Source organism: Flectobacillus longus, assembly GCF_030056705.1.
GTDB lineage: Bacteria > Bacteroidota > Bacteroidia > Cytophagales > Spirosomataceae > Flectobacillus > Flectobacillus longus.
In genome coordinates, this window is sequence record NZ_JASHIC010000052.1 from 1 (window position 1) to 14922 (window position 14922).

A 14922-nucleotide genomic window follows, 5' to 3' on the forward strand; every position below is an offset into this window, starting at 1 on the left:
TATTATATCTTTGCTGAGTACGTAGTACATAAAAAGGTTGCTTTGGTATGGTTCGCAAAACAAATATCAACAACCTTTTTTATTTTTAAGCAATTCTACCAAAAGTCAAGATGACTTCAATTAGTATATACCTCATTCAAACAAGTTTTAGCAATTATGAAAAATCAAAAAATCAGTTTTCCTCTGTTACTTATTGCCATTATTATTGGCACTGGTCTTTACAAAGATTTCAATTTTGCCACTTTAACATTTAAAAGACCTTATCTTGATATAGTTTATGGGGTATCTTTAATATTCGCACTGTATATGATATTTAAAGGTAAAAAAGAGAATGAGTAGATTCCAGAGTATGTCATTATATTGCAACTCATTTTAAACCGACATTTATGAAAAACTTATACCTTAAAATCTACCAAGTCCAATCATTTGCCTGTAATCGTTGATATCTTTTTCGTCTACAAAACGAAATCTTTCAAACCCTTTTCTAATATTCCTCCTCCATTATTAAAACCTGCGTAGCCTATTACTCAGGAAAATACTCATTTTCCAAAACTCAAATTGAAACACTATGCTTGAAGAAAATTGTAGAAACTGTAAAGAAGTCATCACAGGAAACTTCTGCCCTAACTGTGGTCAAAGAAGATACAAAAGAATAAATCGAGCCTATGTCGTAGAAGAAGTTCAAGACATTTTTGTCGATGTCAACAAAGGCTTTTTCTATTCTGTATTTAAAACCCTTCGTAATCCCGGCAAAACCGCTAGAGAGTATATGGATGGTAACCGAGTTGACCACTATAAACCGATTGCTCTCACTTTTGTGCTGGCAGGTATTTCAATATTTGTATCAACTAGTGTTTTGAAGTTTGATGAAATTATGAAAAACTTTTCAGAACAACAGCACATTAACTCAAAGCTCATGTCGGATATCTTTACGATAATTTCGAGCTATTATGCCATACTCATGGTTTTGTTATTACCAGTTTTTGCCTTTATTACCAGAATCCCGTTTAAAAAAGAAGGCCACAATTATTATGAACATATTGTCATGAACTCTTATGTGGTGTCTTATTACACACTCATTAGTATAATAGTCATGTATCCGATAATCTTCATTTTTAAGCAAAATCCTGAAAAAATGATGCTTATTTCACAAAGTTCATTTTTGATTCTTCCGTTTATTTTAGTGTGGTTTTTTAAAGGTTTCTACGATCATATCCCTCTAAAAAAGATAATTATTAAGATTCTAGGAGTAGTATCGCTCACCCTACTAGCCTATATACTGGCTATTATTGCTTCCACTGTCGTATTTATACTTTATGGTATGTTTGTGGATAAAGGAGTGTTGGAATACGCCAAGCCAAAATAATAATTAGTACTGAATGATGAATTGTGAACGTAAACTTTTAATTATCAACACTTTTAAAATCATGAATACATTTTTGCCTAATACCTAAAACTGTTCTAAGAAATAGAAAAACACAAAACCTGATTCAACAAACTTGAATCAGGTTTTTGTTAAAAATTAACCGACGCACCACCATCTACGGGTAATACAACTCCTGTGATATATCGTGCCGCTTCTGATGATAAGAACACTGCTGCATGCCCTATGTCGGCTGGTGTACCATAACTTGGCATGGCAATGCGGTTGGTAATTTTTTCTTTTCTTGCTAAATCAGCATTAATGGCATTCAAAAACATGGGGGATTCTATCCAACCTGGAGCTATGGTATTCACTCGAATCATATCTTTGGAATACTCCGTTACCAGATTTTGCATCAAGCCCGTTAGTGCTGCCTTTGAAGTTCCATAAGCAGATACACGGTCTATACCGAATATTCCTGCCATTGAGCCAATAAATAAGATAACCCCACTTTTGCGTTGCGCCATGTATTTGGCACATTCTCTGGTTAGGGAAAAAACTGACAACAAATTAGTCTGAATAATACTTTCAAATTCTTCATCGGTTGTTTCGTTCGAAAACTTTTTCAAGTGTATTCCTGCATTATTGACCAATATATCTATTGCTCCAAATTGTGTTTCTAGGTCTTGAATAAAAGCAGGGATTTCCTTTTTATGGGTTACATCAAATACACGATAGCGTGCATTTTCTCCTAATTTCTTGAAAGCGTCTTGCAAAACTTCCTCTCTTCGTCCTGTAATAATTACTTCTGCCCCAGCTTCAATTAAGGCTTTACTGATTCCTAAACCAATACCTGTACCTCCGCCTGTCACTAAGGCTTTTTTACCTTTTAACGAAAAAATATTCATGTTTAAAAAATCAGTTCTAAAATATCATCTACAAAGTTAAAACCCCAACCTGCCCTTTCGTGCGGATAAGCAAATCCATCTTTTACCAACATTGGATTGTCTATCAATGGATCAATCCAATCGAAGGACTCCACACCTACTCCATTTGGAATAGAGCAAACCAATGGCACATCATAGTCTTTGTAATAATGTGGCAAAACAGGAATATGGTGACTATTAGCCAATAAAGCAGACTCTCGCCAAGCCTCTACCCCACCTATTCTGAGAATATCTGGTTGCCAAATATCTAAGGCACTTCGTTTCAACAATTCCACCAATGGTAAGGTATCATATTCGCGTTCGCCCATCGCTAAAGATATACCAGCTTGTTGTTTGAGCGCTTTATATCCTTCAAAGTCCTGATGGTGAAGCGGTTCTTCAAACCAAAAGATATTCAAATCTTGCGCAGCCTTTGCCAATTGTAAGGCAGAGGGCAACTTCATCCCCTGATTGGCATCCATCATGATATTCACCTGATTACCAACGGCTTCACGAACAATCCTCAAACGCTCCAAATCTGTACGCCAGTTGGGATTTCCCACTTTGATTTTTACTGCCTGAAAACCACGAGACACATAATCTGTTACTTCTGCTACTAGCTCGTCAATCGTATAAGAAATCCAACCTCCGCTTCCATAGATAGCACATTTATCACGATAGGTTCCCAAAAGTTTGCCTACAGGCTGATGCAAACATTTTCCCCAAGCATCCCACATAGCGATATTGACAGCAGCCTGCACCCAGCGATTGATACCTTGATTTCCAAAATATTCGTTGGCTTCTTCTAATTTTTGGTAAACTTTTCCCGTTTCATACGCTGCATAGCCTTTTACTAGTGGCAATAAATCTCTAAAAGCCCCTTGAATGGCATAAGGAGAATACTGAAATGAGAGCAAATAAGACTCCCCAACCACACCATTTTCGAGCTGTAAACGCAATACCAAAAACGAAATCTCATGAAGCGTATGTGTCGCATCAGCAATTGGCTTTTTCAGTGGCGCAACAGCTTTGTATAATTTAAAATCTCTAATATTAACAGAAGAACTCATGGTTTTAACTTTTATGTTTTTACAAAAGTAAAAATCGCAACTTGACATTTTGCCACCATTTTTGGTTATTCTATCGCCAATTATTTACCAATAATGTATTTTTGAAAAAGTATCATTTAAAAGAAAAAACATGGCTCAAAAAGTATTCATCCATCTTGAATCCAATCGGGGTTATAGTCGTGATTTGTTGCGTGGCATTTATGACTACAACAATCAGATAAGCCATTGGGATATTATTTTTGAACCGGCCTATTTTCTAAAAAATAATAGAACAAACAACAGAATCAATCTAATTCAGTCAGTAAAACCTGATGCTTGTATTTTAGAAAATAGTGAAGATATTGCTCAAATGGCACAATTAGGCATCCCCATGATTCAGGTTACCTCTGTCAATCATGTTGAAGGGATTCCTTATGTAAAAGGGAATTATTTGTCGGATGCTAAGTTGGCAATTCAATATTTTATCCGAAAAGGATTTAGAAGTTTGGCTTTTTTAGGAATAGAGAACCTGGAATGGTCATTACAAAGAATGTCTTTTTTTCAGGAAATGGCTATTTCTTCCAATATCCAGTTTAGTTCGTTCTTACTCAAAGGCAATGAGGAAGATGTACTTTCTTACAATTTTGAAAATTTAGTTACATGGATAAAATCTCTCCCAAAACCTACAGGTGTTTTATGTTGCAATGATGATTTTGGACAAATACTTATCAATGCTTGTTCAATGGCGCAAGTAAAAGTACCGCATGAAATAGCAGTTTTGGGCATAGACAACGATGAATTAATTTGTAATATTACCTATCCAAACCTTTCGAGTATTGCTCGTAATCATCAAAGTACCGCCTTCAACATTTGCTCTACACTTAGCGATATGTTGCAGGGAAAAGTACCAAATCAACAAATTATTTTGACCGAAGCCTTAGAAGTAATCGAACGAACCTCTACAGATACCATGGCTATTACTGACAAGGAAGTAAACAAATCAATACAATTTATTTCTGCTAATATTCACAAAAACCTTGAAGTACAAGACATTGTACAGGCAAGCAATAGCTCTTTGAAAGTATTAAATCAGAAATTTCAAAAAGCGATTGGGCATTCTATTTTCCAAGAAATACAAGTACGAAAACTCTCCCGATTCAAACAATTACTCTCCACAAATCGAAGCATAAAAGAAATTGCCTTTGAACTGGGTTTCAACGACCATAGTCATATAAGTAGGTGGTTTTCTAAACTGGAGGGAATCACTCCAATTGAATGGCGAAAGAAAATGGGGGGATAAAAACTTGACATGATTTTTTTTCGTTAACTTTATAAAACATCATATCAATAAGTGCTTTATATGCTTTTAATAGCTGGCACTTTTACATTTTTCTATGCTAATAAATAATGAAAACAAAAATGTCTGCGGCATCCCTCAACAATCATCTCGATGAAGCATATTCGTTGAGTGAAAAATATATTACAAGTTTTATTCCGAATCAAAAGGTTATTGCTGGTTCGGATGAACATCTCGATTTAATAAATAGAACTAAAACCAATTTGGACAAATTAGTAAAAGCGCTAGCCATAATTAACGACGAAATAGAAGAGAACTTTCCAAATTCTTTGAAAGAGATTGAAAGTCTTAAAAAGTCATTACAAGCGCTATATATGTCTTTAAACAGCTTTCTGAAAAAGTTTAAAACGCTAAAATTTGCTCAAGAGTCATTTGCAAAAAGTATTGAAAATTTAGAAACAGAACAGCAGCAAATTTTGGAATATATCGAAGATATTCAAAACTTTATTCAAGCAGACAATGACCTAATTCCTGAGGATTTTATATAATTCTACATCAAAAAATGAAATTTCTAGCTACATCGGAATTTATCAATTGCATACAGCACCTAATCAAAAAATATCCCACAATTCAAACGGATATATGTAAAGAGCTGAGTAACCTTAGTTTCGAAGAGATTTTTGCAAAAAAGTATGTATTAAAGGATTCTGGTAATTACAAAATTCTAAAAGTTCGAATCAGTAATACTCAGCAAAATAAAGGTAAAAGTGCTGGTTTTAGACTTATCTTATTCTTGAATAAATCTAATGAAGAGGTTTGTTTTCTGTACATTTTTTCTAAAATCGGTTCAGAAGGACAAGACAACATCTCTCCTCAAGAAATCAAGATATTTATGAATATTTTAAAAAATGAGCGTGATAATGATACCTTACAAGAACTCAATCAAAGCACTTTATCTTTGATTTAATACTATTTGTGTTCACAGAATCATATTATCAATTCCTATTTTTCCCTTGACTTCATCATTTTCCCTCAAAAATCAAGTATCTTCGGGCTTGATTAAGCATCCTTTTTGTATTTAGCCCTCTTCATCGACTATGTGGATAGAAAAAGACCAAAAATTACAACGTACCTTTCAGTTTAAGGATTTTTCCGAAGCTTTTGGCTTTATGACTCGTGTGGCACTTTTGGCCGAACAGCATAATCATCATCCTTGGTGGTCAAATGTTTGGAATACGGTCACCATTGAGCTTACCACTCACGATGCTGGCAACACGGTCACCGAAAAAGACCATGCCTTGGCTAAGGCAATAGATGCACTTTTATAAAGATTATTATTGGATTTTGAACTAATGAGTAAATTGTATTTAGTGCCAACCCCCATTGGCAATCTTGATGATATTACCCTTCGAGCAGTTAAAATACTACAACAAGTAGATGGTATTTTGGCAGAGGATACTCGTAATTCTGGCATGTTGTTAAAGCATTTGGGCATTTCTAAGCCACTTTTTGCACACCATGCCCACAACGAGCATCACAGTACTGCGGGTATTATCAAAATGTTGAAAGAAGGGAAAAACCTTGCCCTTGTGTCTGACGCTGGTACGCCTGCCATTTCAGACCCTGGCTTTTTATTGGTTCGTGAATGCTTGAAGCAGGGTTTGGAAATTGAATGTCTCCCAGGAGCAACTGCTTTTGTTCCTGCACTCGTAAATTCAGGACTTCCATCTGATCGCTTTACATTCGAAGGATTTTTACCTCATAAAAAAGGGCGCCAAACTCGTTTGCAAAACCTTCAAAACGAGGAGCGTACGATGATTTTTTACGAGTCTCCACATCGTTTAATTAAAACACTTGAACAGTTAGGTGAATATTTGGGTGCCGACCGACAAGCCTGTGTATCAAGAGAATTGACCAAAATGTTTGAAGAAAACATTAGAGGTACTTTGGCTGAAGTATTGAAACATTATCAAGAAAATCCAAATACTATTAAGGGTGAAATTGTTTTGGTCATTGCTGGAAAAGAATAATTTTTCAGTAATTACCTGCTAATTGATTTCGATTTTTCGGTAAATATTGATAATTTACGAAAACTATTGCCAAAACTAATGATAGTCTATCCCTTTTGTGTTATATCTAAACTAAATTGTATTATCTAGTTTTAGTACAACTCACACGGATGCTTGTATCGCCACCGTAAAACCTCAACTACATGAAAAACCTCAACATTCTATCTAAAATTATTTTGCTATTTTGTTTTCTGAGTAGTTGTATCCAATTGGTCAATGCTCAAAAACTTTCAGAAAGTGCCAAAGTAAGTGTCATTACAGTCGACCCTGGAAAAGAGTTGAATGATGTTTTTGGACACTCTCTTTTGTGGATTTATGACCCAGCTAATGGCGTTGATCGTGCCTATAACTGGGGCGTATACGATTTTAGCACTCCCAATTTTTACTGGAGATTTATCCAAGGGACTTTACCCTATAAAATGGAGTATCGCCCTATTGGTGATTATATTGCCTATTATCAATATATGAAGCGTGGTATGAATGAGCAAGTTCTTGATATGGCTTTGGCTCAAAAGCAACGTATACTGGATGAACTAGACAAAACCTATAATGATCCTGCTAAACGTACCTATCAATACAAATTTTTTACTGACAACTGTGCCACACGTGTTCGTGAGGCAATTGTAGTGGCTTGTACGGATAGCGTCCACTTTGCTAATTTGCAGACCATGAGTGATACCACTTTCAGACAGTGGATGAACAAATCACTTTATACAGGAGATATGCGTTGGCCAGCAGTAGCCATGAATATAGCACTCGGTTCTGAAGCAGATGAAAGAACGACTCAATTTGAAGCCAACTATATTCCTGCCAACTTACACAGAAGTTTGGGAGCAGCCAAAAGAATGACTCACGGAGTGCTTCGCTATTTAGTTGATACAGAAGCTCCTTTATATGCTTTAGCGAAAGAGGAAGTAAAACCAATGCCTTTCTTCTTACAACCAGCTTTCTTTTTCTTAATGGTATTATTGTTTACTTGTTGGAAAACTTATGACCATTGGAAAAGACGACAAAAAGGTTATAATTTAGATAAAATACTATTCAGTATCGCTGGTTTTATTGGTTGGATTTTAGTATTTTTATGGTTCGGGACTAATCATGGAGTAACAGAGAACAACAAAAATATTTTATGGGCATTGCCTTTTCATTTGCCTCTAATTTTTAGATTAAGAGAAAAAAATGGTGAGTCTTGGTATGTGTATTATTTTGTAGTAACGGGTGTAGCGTCAGCACTAGCTTTAGTATTCGTAGCTCCTTACATGATTGAATTGGTACTTATTGTGCTTACACTTTTAGTAAGATCTATGTATCATGTAGGCTTTGAACGTGAACACCGCTTGACAATGAACAAATTTCGTAAGGTTATCAAAGGTCGTAAGATGCAGGTAATCAATTACGACAATGAAGAATAATTCAGTCTAGGTCAAGGACACATTTCCCAAAAACTATTAAAGTTTTGAGGGATTAAGGACAAAATCCTTAATCCCTTTTTTTTTATTTAGTGAATTGTGAGTTAAATTTTTCATTTAGCTAGATTTAAGTGCTAGGCTATAGGCTGTAAGCCGTAGGCATTAGGCAAAAAGTCTTTATAATTTAATAAAAATCTCTTTGTTTTCTTTAGCTTTCAGCTATGGGCATTCGGTAAATACATATCTATCGTTACTAAAAACAATTTAACAATCTTTGCCTTGTTCCTGCTGCCTTTTGCCTAAGCACATAACTTAAATCTTGTTCTGCACGATTACTTAATTGTATTTTCGAGATACACTTTTACCATAACTCTCTGATTATAAGCGCATATCTAATAACTGATATACAACTAACCAATAACTTCTTTTCCCAACTATGAAAAAAATCCTCCTACTACTATTATGTGGGCTTGCTAATTGGGCTGTCGCTCAACAAAAATTTTATCAACTTGGCGATTTCAAACTGGAAAATGGACAAGTCATCAAAGATTGTAAAATCGGTTATCGCACTTTTGGAAAACTTAATGCAAGCAAATCCAACGCCGTATTGGTCCCTACTTGGTTTACAGGTAATAGTCAGCAAAAATCCTTTGTCGCCGATCCTAAAAGTTTTGTAGATAGTACCAAATATTTTGTCATCATTGTAGATGCCCTTGGCAACGGTGTATCGTCTTCACCTTCTAATAGCGCTTCGCAAAAAAATCAACTTTTCCCGACTTTCAATATTCGAGATATGGTTACGGCAAGTTATAAATTGAGTAGTGAGCATCTCAAACTATCTCATCTATACGCAGTAACTGGTATCTCTATGGGTGGTATGCAAACCTTTCAATGGATGCTCAGTTATCCTGAGTACATGGACAAGATTGTTCCTATTATTGGTTCACCACAACAAAGTAGCTATGATAAACTTTTCTGGAATCTTCAATTAAATCTGATTGAAAGAGGAAATTATAGTCCTGAAGCTATGGCTTCGGTAAATGCCCTGCATCAAATGCACCTCTGGACACCTTCCTATAGAGCGCAAAATACGCCAACAACTACTTATCCAGAATTGATTGGTAAACTAGAAAAAGAAGCTCAAACCCTCAATGCTTATGACTGGGCAGCACAATTACGCGCCATGCTCCAGCAAGATATTTATCAAGGCAAAACACCTCAAGAAATAGCCCCTTTGGTAAAAGCAAAAGTCATGATATTGGTGGCTCCAGAAGACCAAATGGTCAACCCATTAGCTGCTATCCAACTTTCAAAAATACTCAAATGCCCGTTAGTTTTGTTGGAAGGAAATTGTGGACACATGTCAACCTCTTGTCAGTCGGAGCAAATGATTGCTCATATAAAAGGCTTTCTAGATAAATAATCAATCTATTTACCTCATAGCCCCACAACATTTTATAGAAGGAATAGCTTAAATTCAGGAATGAAAAAGCTATTCCTTTTTTTGTACACAAAGCTTTTAATCTAACTATAAATAGTTCTTTTATCTCTTTTAAATTTAAGAAAAATAACAAAACAATATCCCAATTTCCAACATGAATCTGAATATTAAAGCCCACAAAAACCAAACCTACGACGCTATTGTCATTGGCTCAGGTATCAGTGGCGGCTGGGCAGCAAAAGAACTTTGTGAGGCTGGTCTCAAAACACTTGTCCTAGAGCGTGGTCGAGAGGTCAAGCATATCGAAGATTACCCAACTGCCATGTACAATCCTTGGGATATGCCTCATCATGGTAGAATTCCGTTGGCGGAACAAGAAAAAGATCCTATTGTCAAACGCTGCTATGCCTATGATGAAGCTACATCACACTTTTTTGTCAAAGACCACGAACATCCGTATGTTCAAGAAAAACCCTTTGATTGGATTCGTGGCTATCAAGTTGGCGGAAAGTCTCTGATTTGGGCTCGACAAACGCAACGTTGGAGTGATTTTGAGTTTGAGGGACCTGCCCGTGACGGTTTTGCGGTAGATTGGCCTATCCGTCACAAAGATTTAGCCCCGTGGTATAGCAAGGTTGAAAAATTTGTAGGAATCAGTGGTAATAAAGACGGTATCGATAGCCTTCCCGATGGAGAGTTTTTACCCCCTTGGGAGCTTAATTGTCTTGAAAAACATATTCAACAAAGAGTAAAACAAAGCTACAGTGACCGTCAGGTAATCATTGGGCGATGTGCTCACTTGACACAACCTAAAGAAATTCACTTGAAACAAGGTAGAGGTCAGTGTCAAGCTCGACACTTGTGTTATAGAGGTTGTCCGTATGGTGGGTATTTTAGCAGTAATTCCTCCACCCTACCTTGGGCAGCCAAAACTGGCAATCTCACCTTACGACCTCACTCTGTTGTTCATTCAATTATTTATGATGAGAAAAGACAAAAAGCGTCAGGCGTGCGAGTCATAGATACTCAAACCAAGGAAATGACGGAGTTTTATGCTAAAATAATCTTTGTCAATGCTGCTTGTTTAAATACTAACCTGATTCTATTAAATTCAACCTCGAATCGCTTCCCAAATGGCTTAGGCAACGATAGCGGTTTGCTTGGAAAATATGTAGCCTTCCATAACTATCGTGGTGCTGGTGGTGGCACGTATGAAGGTTTCGAAAAAGAATATTATCTAGGTCGACGCCCGACTACAGCCTTTATGCCTTCTTTCAGAAACTTGCGCAAACAAGAAACGGATTTTCTCCGTGGCTATATGGTTGCTTTTTCGGCTTATCGCACTGGTTGGAATCGAGAGATTCATTCTGATGCATTTGGGTCAGATTTTAAAAGAGAATCAACTGAAGTCGGTCCATGGGGTGTATTTATCATGATGCAAGGCGAAACTGTCCCGCAAGAACAAAATCATGTGCGTCTTTCAAACGAACTCAAAGATGCTTGGGGAATTCCACAATTAGTAACATCGATAGATTACCACGAGCCTAACGATACCAAAATGGTTCAAGATTTTCACCAACAAGCCAGTGAAATATTGGAAAAATCAGGCATTAAAGATATTTTCATGTACGATACCAAACAATCTCCTGGGCTGGACATTCATGAAATGGGTGGCGTACGTATGGGAAAAGATGCCAAAACATCAATGCTCAATGCTCATAATCAGCTACATCATTGCAAAAATATTTTTGTAACAGATGGAGCAGCGATGACTTCGGTTGGTAGTCAAAACCCTTCGTTGACCTTTATGGCACTCACCGCAAGAGCTGTGAATTTTGCAGTGAATGAATTAAAAAAGAAAAATTTGTAAAACCCTTTTATAAAACATCCCAAAAAAACTAATGGTGTATTTGAAAATTTTATTTAGCTCTCATTAAGAAAAACAAAATTTCCTTTCGCCACTCCTTACTTTTCTTGTCTTGACACAAGAAAAGTAACCGCAGCGGCGGCCGCAAAAGAAAGTCAAGAAATCCTAATCGGAGTGGCGACCCACCTCGCCTACGGCTCAAACATCAGGATTTCATTTGAAAAACACAAACTCTTTCATTTTTAATAATTTAGGAATTATAAACATACTCTAAGATAAAACCTCCAAAAACATGTTAGATTTAGGAATTGTAAGTGCCATTTTAGCAGATAATACCTTCGAGCAGGCCATAGACTTTGTGGCTGCCAACGGCTTTAAATGTATCGAAATTATGTGTTGGCCAGCAGGAAACGCCGATGCTCGTCGTTATGCTGGAGTTACACACATCGACGTAGAGTCTTTGACTCCTGAGAAAATTGCATATATCAAAGAATACGTAGCCTCTAAAGGAATCTATATTTCGGGCTTAGGGTATTATCCCAACCCACTAGATGCCAACGAAACGCAAGCGAAGTTTTTTCAAGATCATATCAAGAAAATCATCTTGGCAGCAGCACAATTGGGAGTTCCTGTAGTGAATACTTTCATTGGAAGAGATATTTCAAAAAGTGTTGCTTACAACCTTGACAAATACAAAGAAGTATGGCCAGAAATTGTCAAACTAGCAGAAGACAATGGAGTAAAAATTGGGATTGAAAACTGCCCAATGTTTTTTACGGACGACGAATGGCCAGGTGGAAAGAATCTTGCAACAACTCCTGCCATTTGGGATAAAATGTTTAACATTATTCCTTCGGCAACACTAGGGTTAAACTATGACCCTTCGCACTTGTTATGGCAACAAATGGACTATTGTCGCCCAATCTATGATTATACTGAGCGCTTACATCATATTCACTTGAAAGACGCCAAAGTATATAAAGAAAAACTGGACAGAGTTGGAATCATGGCAAATCCGTTGGAATACCATTCTCCAAAACTCCCAGGTCTTGGAGATATTAACTGGGGAAAATTCATTTCGGCACTCAACGATGTTAGATACCGTGGACCAATTGTCATTGAGGTAGAAGATAAAGCTTACGAAGGCTCAAGTGCTGATATTGAAAAAGCTATTTTGACAGCAAGAAACTATTTAAAACAGTTTTTGCCATATTAAAAGAAGGCGCTCGAAAGTCGCTTTCTCCCAATTAAAAATCCCCACAGGACAAATAAATTTTGTTCTGTGGGGATTTTTAATTGGTATAATGAATAAGTGATAAAATAATCACTCCATGACAAATCACTAACTCAATAAATATTAGTTGGCTGGAATCATTTTCACTGTTGCGTCAGTAGAAGGAATACCCAATTGAGGAATTGATGCAGTACCTGTAAAGTCGAAATTAGCGTCTTCCAAACGAGTCACCGTAATAGTACCAAAGTTAATTCCTGCGAAGTTGATTCCTGAAATTTCAATTTGAGTTTCGTTGTTCACAAACTTCCAAGTACCACTTGTCGAGGTATTTCCGTTGTTATCTACGCCACGAATTGTTCCGTTTGAAAGGAATTCTAAACGCACTTTTGATAAATCATATCCATTGCTGGCCAAATCTCTTTTGTACACCACTACCAAGCCTCCTGTTGAAGAAACTTCGGAAACCATCCATACTTTGGCAGTCAATTTTTCAGTATTAGTTTTTGTAGAAACGTTATTCTTTTTACAACTAGATGAGACAACTAATAACAATCCTACAAGGACAAGGGCTAAATGCTTCATAAAAAATTTATTTGATTTGATATTTTCTTGTAAACGGCAATTGGGGACTTTTAGTACAAATATAAGTAAATTAAGAGAACTTCCACTGACAGATTATCCGCAAGTTACCTAAAAAAGCAATTTTAACAATTTGATAAACAACTTAATACCGTTCAACTGTCCTTTTGCTAACTTCTCCAATTTTTTATTCTATAATAGGACTTTGTTATGATATTATCCATTTCAATGGTATCACCACAACTGAGTAAGGTTGGCATTTTTGCTGACCGTTCTCATACCTCCAATCTCAAAATAGATACAACTTTGCCTTAGAAGATTCGCTTACTATTAATCAAAAACATCTCAGATCTTCATAAAACTGAATTCTATTCAGACTTAACATTCGCATCATTGTACCCAAAAACCATTTTAAACCATGAGTAGCAAAAAACATATTACCGAGTTGCACACAGAAATTAATGAGTGGAAAAGCAAAGTAAATTTTGTAAAAGATGAGTTAAAAACATTTCAAGACCAACTTGCTTCTGTTTCAGCACAAAATACCGCTCAGGAAATCAAAATGAAAGTAGGCCACTTTGAAAGTATTTTTATCAGACAAGACGAAGTAAACGATGAGTTATCGCATGAGTTACAAATTACTGATAACGAGTTGGGAGAAAAAGTAAAAGGTAATCCCGCTGGCGATCGAGTACTGTTTGATGATTTGGTAGAACTTAGAGATAAAATACAAGTATTTGAAAAAATCTGGTCCGAAAACAAAACCGATTTCAGAAGATTTTTGTCGGAGAGTTTGTAACGAGTACAAAAAGAAAGTCACTCCTAATTTAGGAGTGACTTTGCTGTATAAACCTCTTTAAACTTCTCAATCAAAAAGTCTTTTGCCGTGACCTAGTCTTTACGCTTTTTGAGATATATCTCATATTGCTCTGGGGTCAAAACAGCTTTAAAATCATTATCTTTATCTGCCTTCATTTTCTGCATCTTTTCACGAAGCTTGATGCGTACTTCATCTGAAGGAGGAGTTGTTCCGTTGTTTGTAGCCTTTTTTATCGCCTCATACATGTCCAAACGCTGGAAAGCATATTTGATATTGATATCTTCGACTTTCATTTGTTGATCCTCATTCAGACTTAATTTTTTAGTCATCCAACGAGTTTCTTCCTCTGCAATTTTTTCTGGATCTGGAGTATTATCTCTTTTACGTTCTTCGCCTTGACCAGCCTGCGGAATACCGCTACCGAATCGACGACCTCCATAGCCACCGCCGTATCCACCACCATAACCGCCGCCGTATTGGGCGTCAGCTTCCTTTGTTGAGCATATCAACAAGCCCGCTCCCATCAAGAGCGCAGCAAGTATTTTTTTTGTAACGGACATTGTTTTGTTCTTGTGATTATTGCAATAGAATCAGTAGCAAAAATATGTATATACAGTGAACTTTCATATAGTATGCGACAAAATCGCATAAAAAAAAGACTAAAAGCCTCTTTTTGCAGTTTCTTCTTTTGTTTTGCTCCTTTAAAACAAAAAAGCCATCTGTTTACACAGATGGCTTCCAAATTATCTATGAAGTCATCTTGACTTTTTAATTTTCTTAATTGCCATGATAATGAATGCTATAAAGTTAAACCCCATCCAACTTGAAATCGTTGTGTCGAAGCGATTTAACAAAGATCTATAACTAT

16 protein-coding genes are annotated in these 14922 nt (G+C 36.4%); 12 read left to right on the top strand and 4 right to left on the bottom strand.

Features of this window, described 5'->3' with window-relative positions; genetic code table 11:
* Window positions 1-156 precede the first annotated feature (156 nt).
* Together QM491_RS25210 and QM491_RS25215 are read left to right on the top strand one after the other, a co-directional pair.
* Complete coding sequence (locus QM491_RS25210; RefSeq protein ID WP_283330354.1) at window positions 157-339, top strand: hypothetical protein; 183 nt, start codon at window positions 157-159, stop codon at window positions 337-339.
* A gap of 229 nt (window positions 340-568) precedes the next feature.
* Window positions 569-1366, top strand: coding sequence for a DUF3667 domain-containing protein (locus QM491_RS25215; protein ID WP_283330356.1), 798 nt, complete (start codon window positions 569-571; stop codon window positions 1364-1366).
* A 149-nt stretch (window positions 1367-1515) separates the two neighbouring features.
* On the opposite strand, the gene QM491_RS25220 is transcribed toward QM491_RS25215, so the two are convergent.
* Together QM491_RS25220 and QM491_RS25225 are read right to left on the bottom strand one after the other, a co-directional pair.
* On the bottom strand, window positions 1516-2271 hold the full coding sequence (locus tag QM491_RS25220) for an SDR family NAD(P)-dependent oxidoreductase (RefSeq protein WP_283330357.1): 756 nt from the start codon (window positions 2269-2271) through the stop codon (window positions 1516-1518).
* Between the two features lie 2 nt (window positions 2272-2273).
* Window positions 2274-3359: a mandelate racemase/muconate lactonizing enzyme family protein gene (locus QM491_RS25225; RefSeq protein WP_283330358.1), complete on the bottom strand. Its 1086-nt coding sequence runs from the start codon at window positions 3357-3359 to the stop codon at window positions 2274-2276.
* A 130-nt stretch (window positions 3360-3489) separates the two neighbouring features.
* On the opposite strand from QM491_RS25225, the gene QM491_RS25230 reads away from it, so the two are divergent.
* The 9 genes from QM491_RS25230 to QM491_RS25270 all read left to right on the top strand — a co-directional run bounded on the left by QM491_RS25230 (window position 3490) and on the right by QM491_RS25270 (window position 12637).
* Window positions 3490-4638: a DNA-binding transcriptional regulator gene (locus tag QM491_RS25230; RefSeq protein WP_283330360.1), complete on the top strand. Its 1149-nt coding sequence runs from the start codon at window positions 3490-3492 to the stop codon at window positions 4636-4638.
* Between the two features lie 107 nt (window positions 4639-4745).
* Window positions 4746-5183 (top strand): hypothetical protein, encoded by a 438-nt coding sequence (locus QM491_RS25235; protein ID WP_283330361.1) that lies wholly within the window; start codon window positions 4746-4748, stop codon window positions 5181-5183.
* A gap of 14 nt (window positions 5184-5197) precedes the next feature.
* A complete protein-coding gene (locus tag QM491_RS25240; RefSeq protein ID WP_283330363.1) occupies window positions 5198-5602 on the top strand; it encodes a type II toxin-antitoxin system RelE/ParE family toxin in 405 nt (134 codons plus the stop codon).
* A 130-nt stretch (window positions 5603-5732) separates the two neighbouring features.
* On the top strand, window positions 5733-5963 hold the full coding sequence (locus QM491_RS25245) for a 4a-hydroxytetrahydrobiopterin dehydratase (protein ID WP_095163509.1): 231 nt from the start codon (window positions 5733-5735) through the stop codon (window positions 5961-5963).
* A gap of 24 nt (window positions 5964-5987) precedes the next feature.
* Window positions 5988-6665, top strand: coding sequence for a 16S rRNA (cytidine(1402)-2'-O)-methyltransferase (rsmI, locus tag QM491_RS25250; protein WP_095163508.1), 678 nt, complete (start codon window positions 5988-5990; stop codon window positions 6663-6665).
* A gap of 182 nt (window positions 6666-6847) precedes the next feature.
* On the top strand, window positions 6848-8116 hold the full coding sequence (locus QM491_RS25255) for a lipoprotein N-acyltransferase Lnb domain-containing protein (protein ID WP_283330365.1): 1269 nt from the start codon (window positions 6848-6850) through the stop codon (window positions 8114-8116).
* A 433-nt stretch (window positions 8117-8549) separates the two neighbouring features.
* Complete coding sequence (locus QM491_RS25260; protein WP_283330366.1) at window positions 8550-9536, top strand: alpha/beta hydrolase; 987 nt, start codon at window positions 8550-8552, stop codon at window positions 9534-9536.
* A gap of 172 nt (window positions 9537-9708) precedes the next feature.
* Window positions 9709-11424: a GMC oxidoreductase gene (locus tag QM491_RS25265; RefSeq protein WP_283330367.1), complete on the top strand. Its 1716-nt coding sequence runs from the start codon at window positions 9709-9711 to the stop codon at window positions 11422-11424.
* Window positions 11425-11713: 289 nt separating this feature from the next.
* Window positions 11714-12637, top strand: a complete 924-nt coding sequence (locus QM491_RS25270; RefSeq protein WP_283330368.1) for a sugar phosphate isomerase/epimerase family protein — start codon at window positions 11714-11716, stop codon at window positions 12635-12637.
* Window positions 12638-12778: 141 nt separating this feature from the next.
* Here QM491_RS25270 and QM491_RS25275 read toward each other — a convergent pair whose 3' ends face one another.
* Window positions 12779-13237 (bottom strand): hypothetical protein, encoded by a 459-nt coding sequence (locus QM491_RS25275; protein WP_166552898.1) that lies wholly within the window; start codon window positions 13235-13237, stop codon window positions 12779-12781.
* Between the two features lie 415 nt (window positions 13238-13652).
* Here QM491_RS25275 and QM491_RS25280 point away from each other — a divergent pair, with 415 nt between their 5' ends.
* Entirely contained in the window at window positions 13653-14033 is a 381-nt protein-coding gene (locus tag QM491_RS25280; protein ID WP_283330369.1) for a hypothetical protein, read from the top strand.
* A gap of 92 nt (window positions 14034-14125) precedes the next feature.
* Here QM491_RS25280 and QM491_RS25285 read toward each other — a convergent pair whose 3' ends face one another.
* Window positions 14126-14614, bottom strand: coding sequence for a DUF4890 domain-containing protein (locus QM491_RS25285; RefSeq protein ID WP_283330370.1), 489 nt, complete (start codon window positions 14612-14614; stop codon window positions 14126-14128).
* Between the last annotated feature and the right edge of the window lie 308 nt (window positions 14615-14922).

What these genes read in the sequence shown, in the direction of transcription:
- QM491_RS25210 (WP_283330354.1), top strand. Translation starts at nt 157, where the DNA reads ATGAAAAATCAAAAAATCAGTTTTCCTCTGTTACTTATTGCCATTATT.
- QM491_RS25215 (WP_283330356.1), top strand. Translation starts at nt 569, where the DNA reads ATGCTTGAAGAAAATTGTAGAAACTGTAAAGAAGTCATCACAGGAAAC.
- QM491_RS25220 (WP_283330357.1), bottom strand. Translation starts at nt 2,271, where the DNA reads ATGAATATTTTTTCGTTAAAAGGTAAAAAAGCCTTAGTGACAGGCGGA.
- QM491_RS25225 (WP_283330358.1), bottom strand. Translation starts at nt 3,359, where the DNA reads ATGAGTTCTTCTGTTAATATTAGAGATTTTAAATTATACAAAGCTGTT.
- QM491_RS25230 (WP_283330360.1), top strand. Translation starts at nt 3,490, where the DNA reads ATGGCTCAAAAAGTATTCATCCATCTTGAATCCAATCGGGGTTATAGT.
- QM491_RS25235 (WP_283330361.1), top strand. Translation starts at nt 4,746, where the DNA reads ATGAAAACAAAAATGTCTGCGGCATCCCTCAACAATCATCTCGATGAA.
- QM491_RS25240 (WP_283330363.1), top strand. Translation starts at nt 5,198, where the DNA reads ATGAAATTTCTAGCTACATCGGAATTTATCAATTGCATACAGCACCTA.
- QM491_RS25245 (WP_095163509.1), top strand. Translation starts at nt 5,733, where the DNA reads ATGTGGATAGAAAAAGACCAAAAATTACAACGTACCTTTCAGTTTAAG.
- rsmI (WP_095163508.1), top strand. Translation starts at nt 5,988, where the DNA reads ATGAGTAAATTGTATTTAGTGCCAACCCCCATTGGCAATCTTGATGAT.
- QM491_RS25255 (WP_283330365.1), top strand. Translation starts at nt 6,848, where the DNA reads ATGAAAAACCTCAACATTCTATCTAAAATTATTTTGCTATTTTGTTTT.
- QM491_RS25260 (WP_283330366.1), top strand. Translation starts at nt 8,550, where the DNA reads ATGAAAAAAATCCTCCTACTACTATTATGTGGGCTTGCTAATTGGGCT.
- QM491_RS25265 (WP_283330367.1), top strand. Translation starts at nt 9,709, where the DNA reads ATGAATCTGAATATTAAAGCCCACAAAAACCAAACCTACGACGCTATT.
- QM491_RS25270 (WP_283330368.1), top strand. Translation starts at nt 11,714, where the DNA reads ATGTTAGATTTAGGAATTGTAAGTGCCATTTTAGCAGATAATACCTTC.
- QM491_RS25275 (WP_166552898.1), bottom strand. Translation starts at nt 13,237, where the DNA reads ATGAAGCATTTAGCCCTTGTCCTTGTAGGATTGTTATTAGTTGTCTCA.
- QM491_RS25280 (WP_283330369.1), top strand. Translation starts at nt 13,653, where the DNA reads ATGAGTAGCAAAAAACATATTACCGAGTTGCACACAGAAATTAATGAG.
- QM491_RS25285 (WP_283330370.1), bottom strand. Translation starts at nt 14,614, where the DNA reads ATGTCCGTTACAAAAAAAATACTTGCTGCGCTCTTGATGGGAGCGGGC.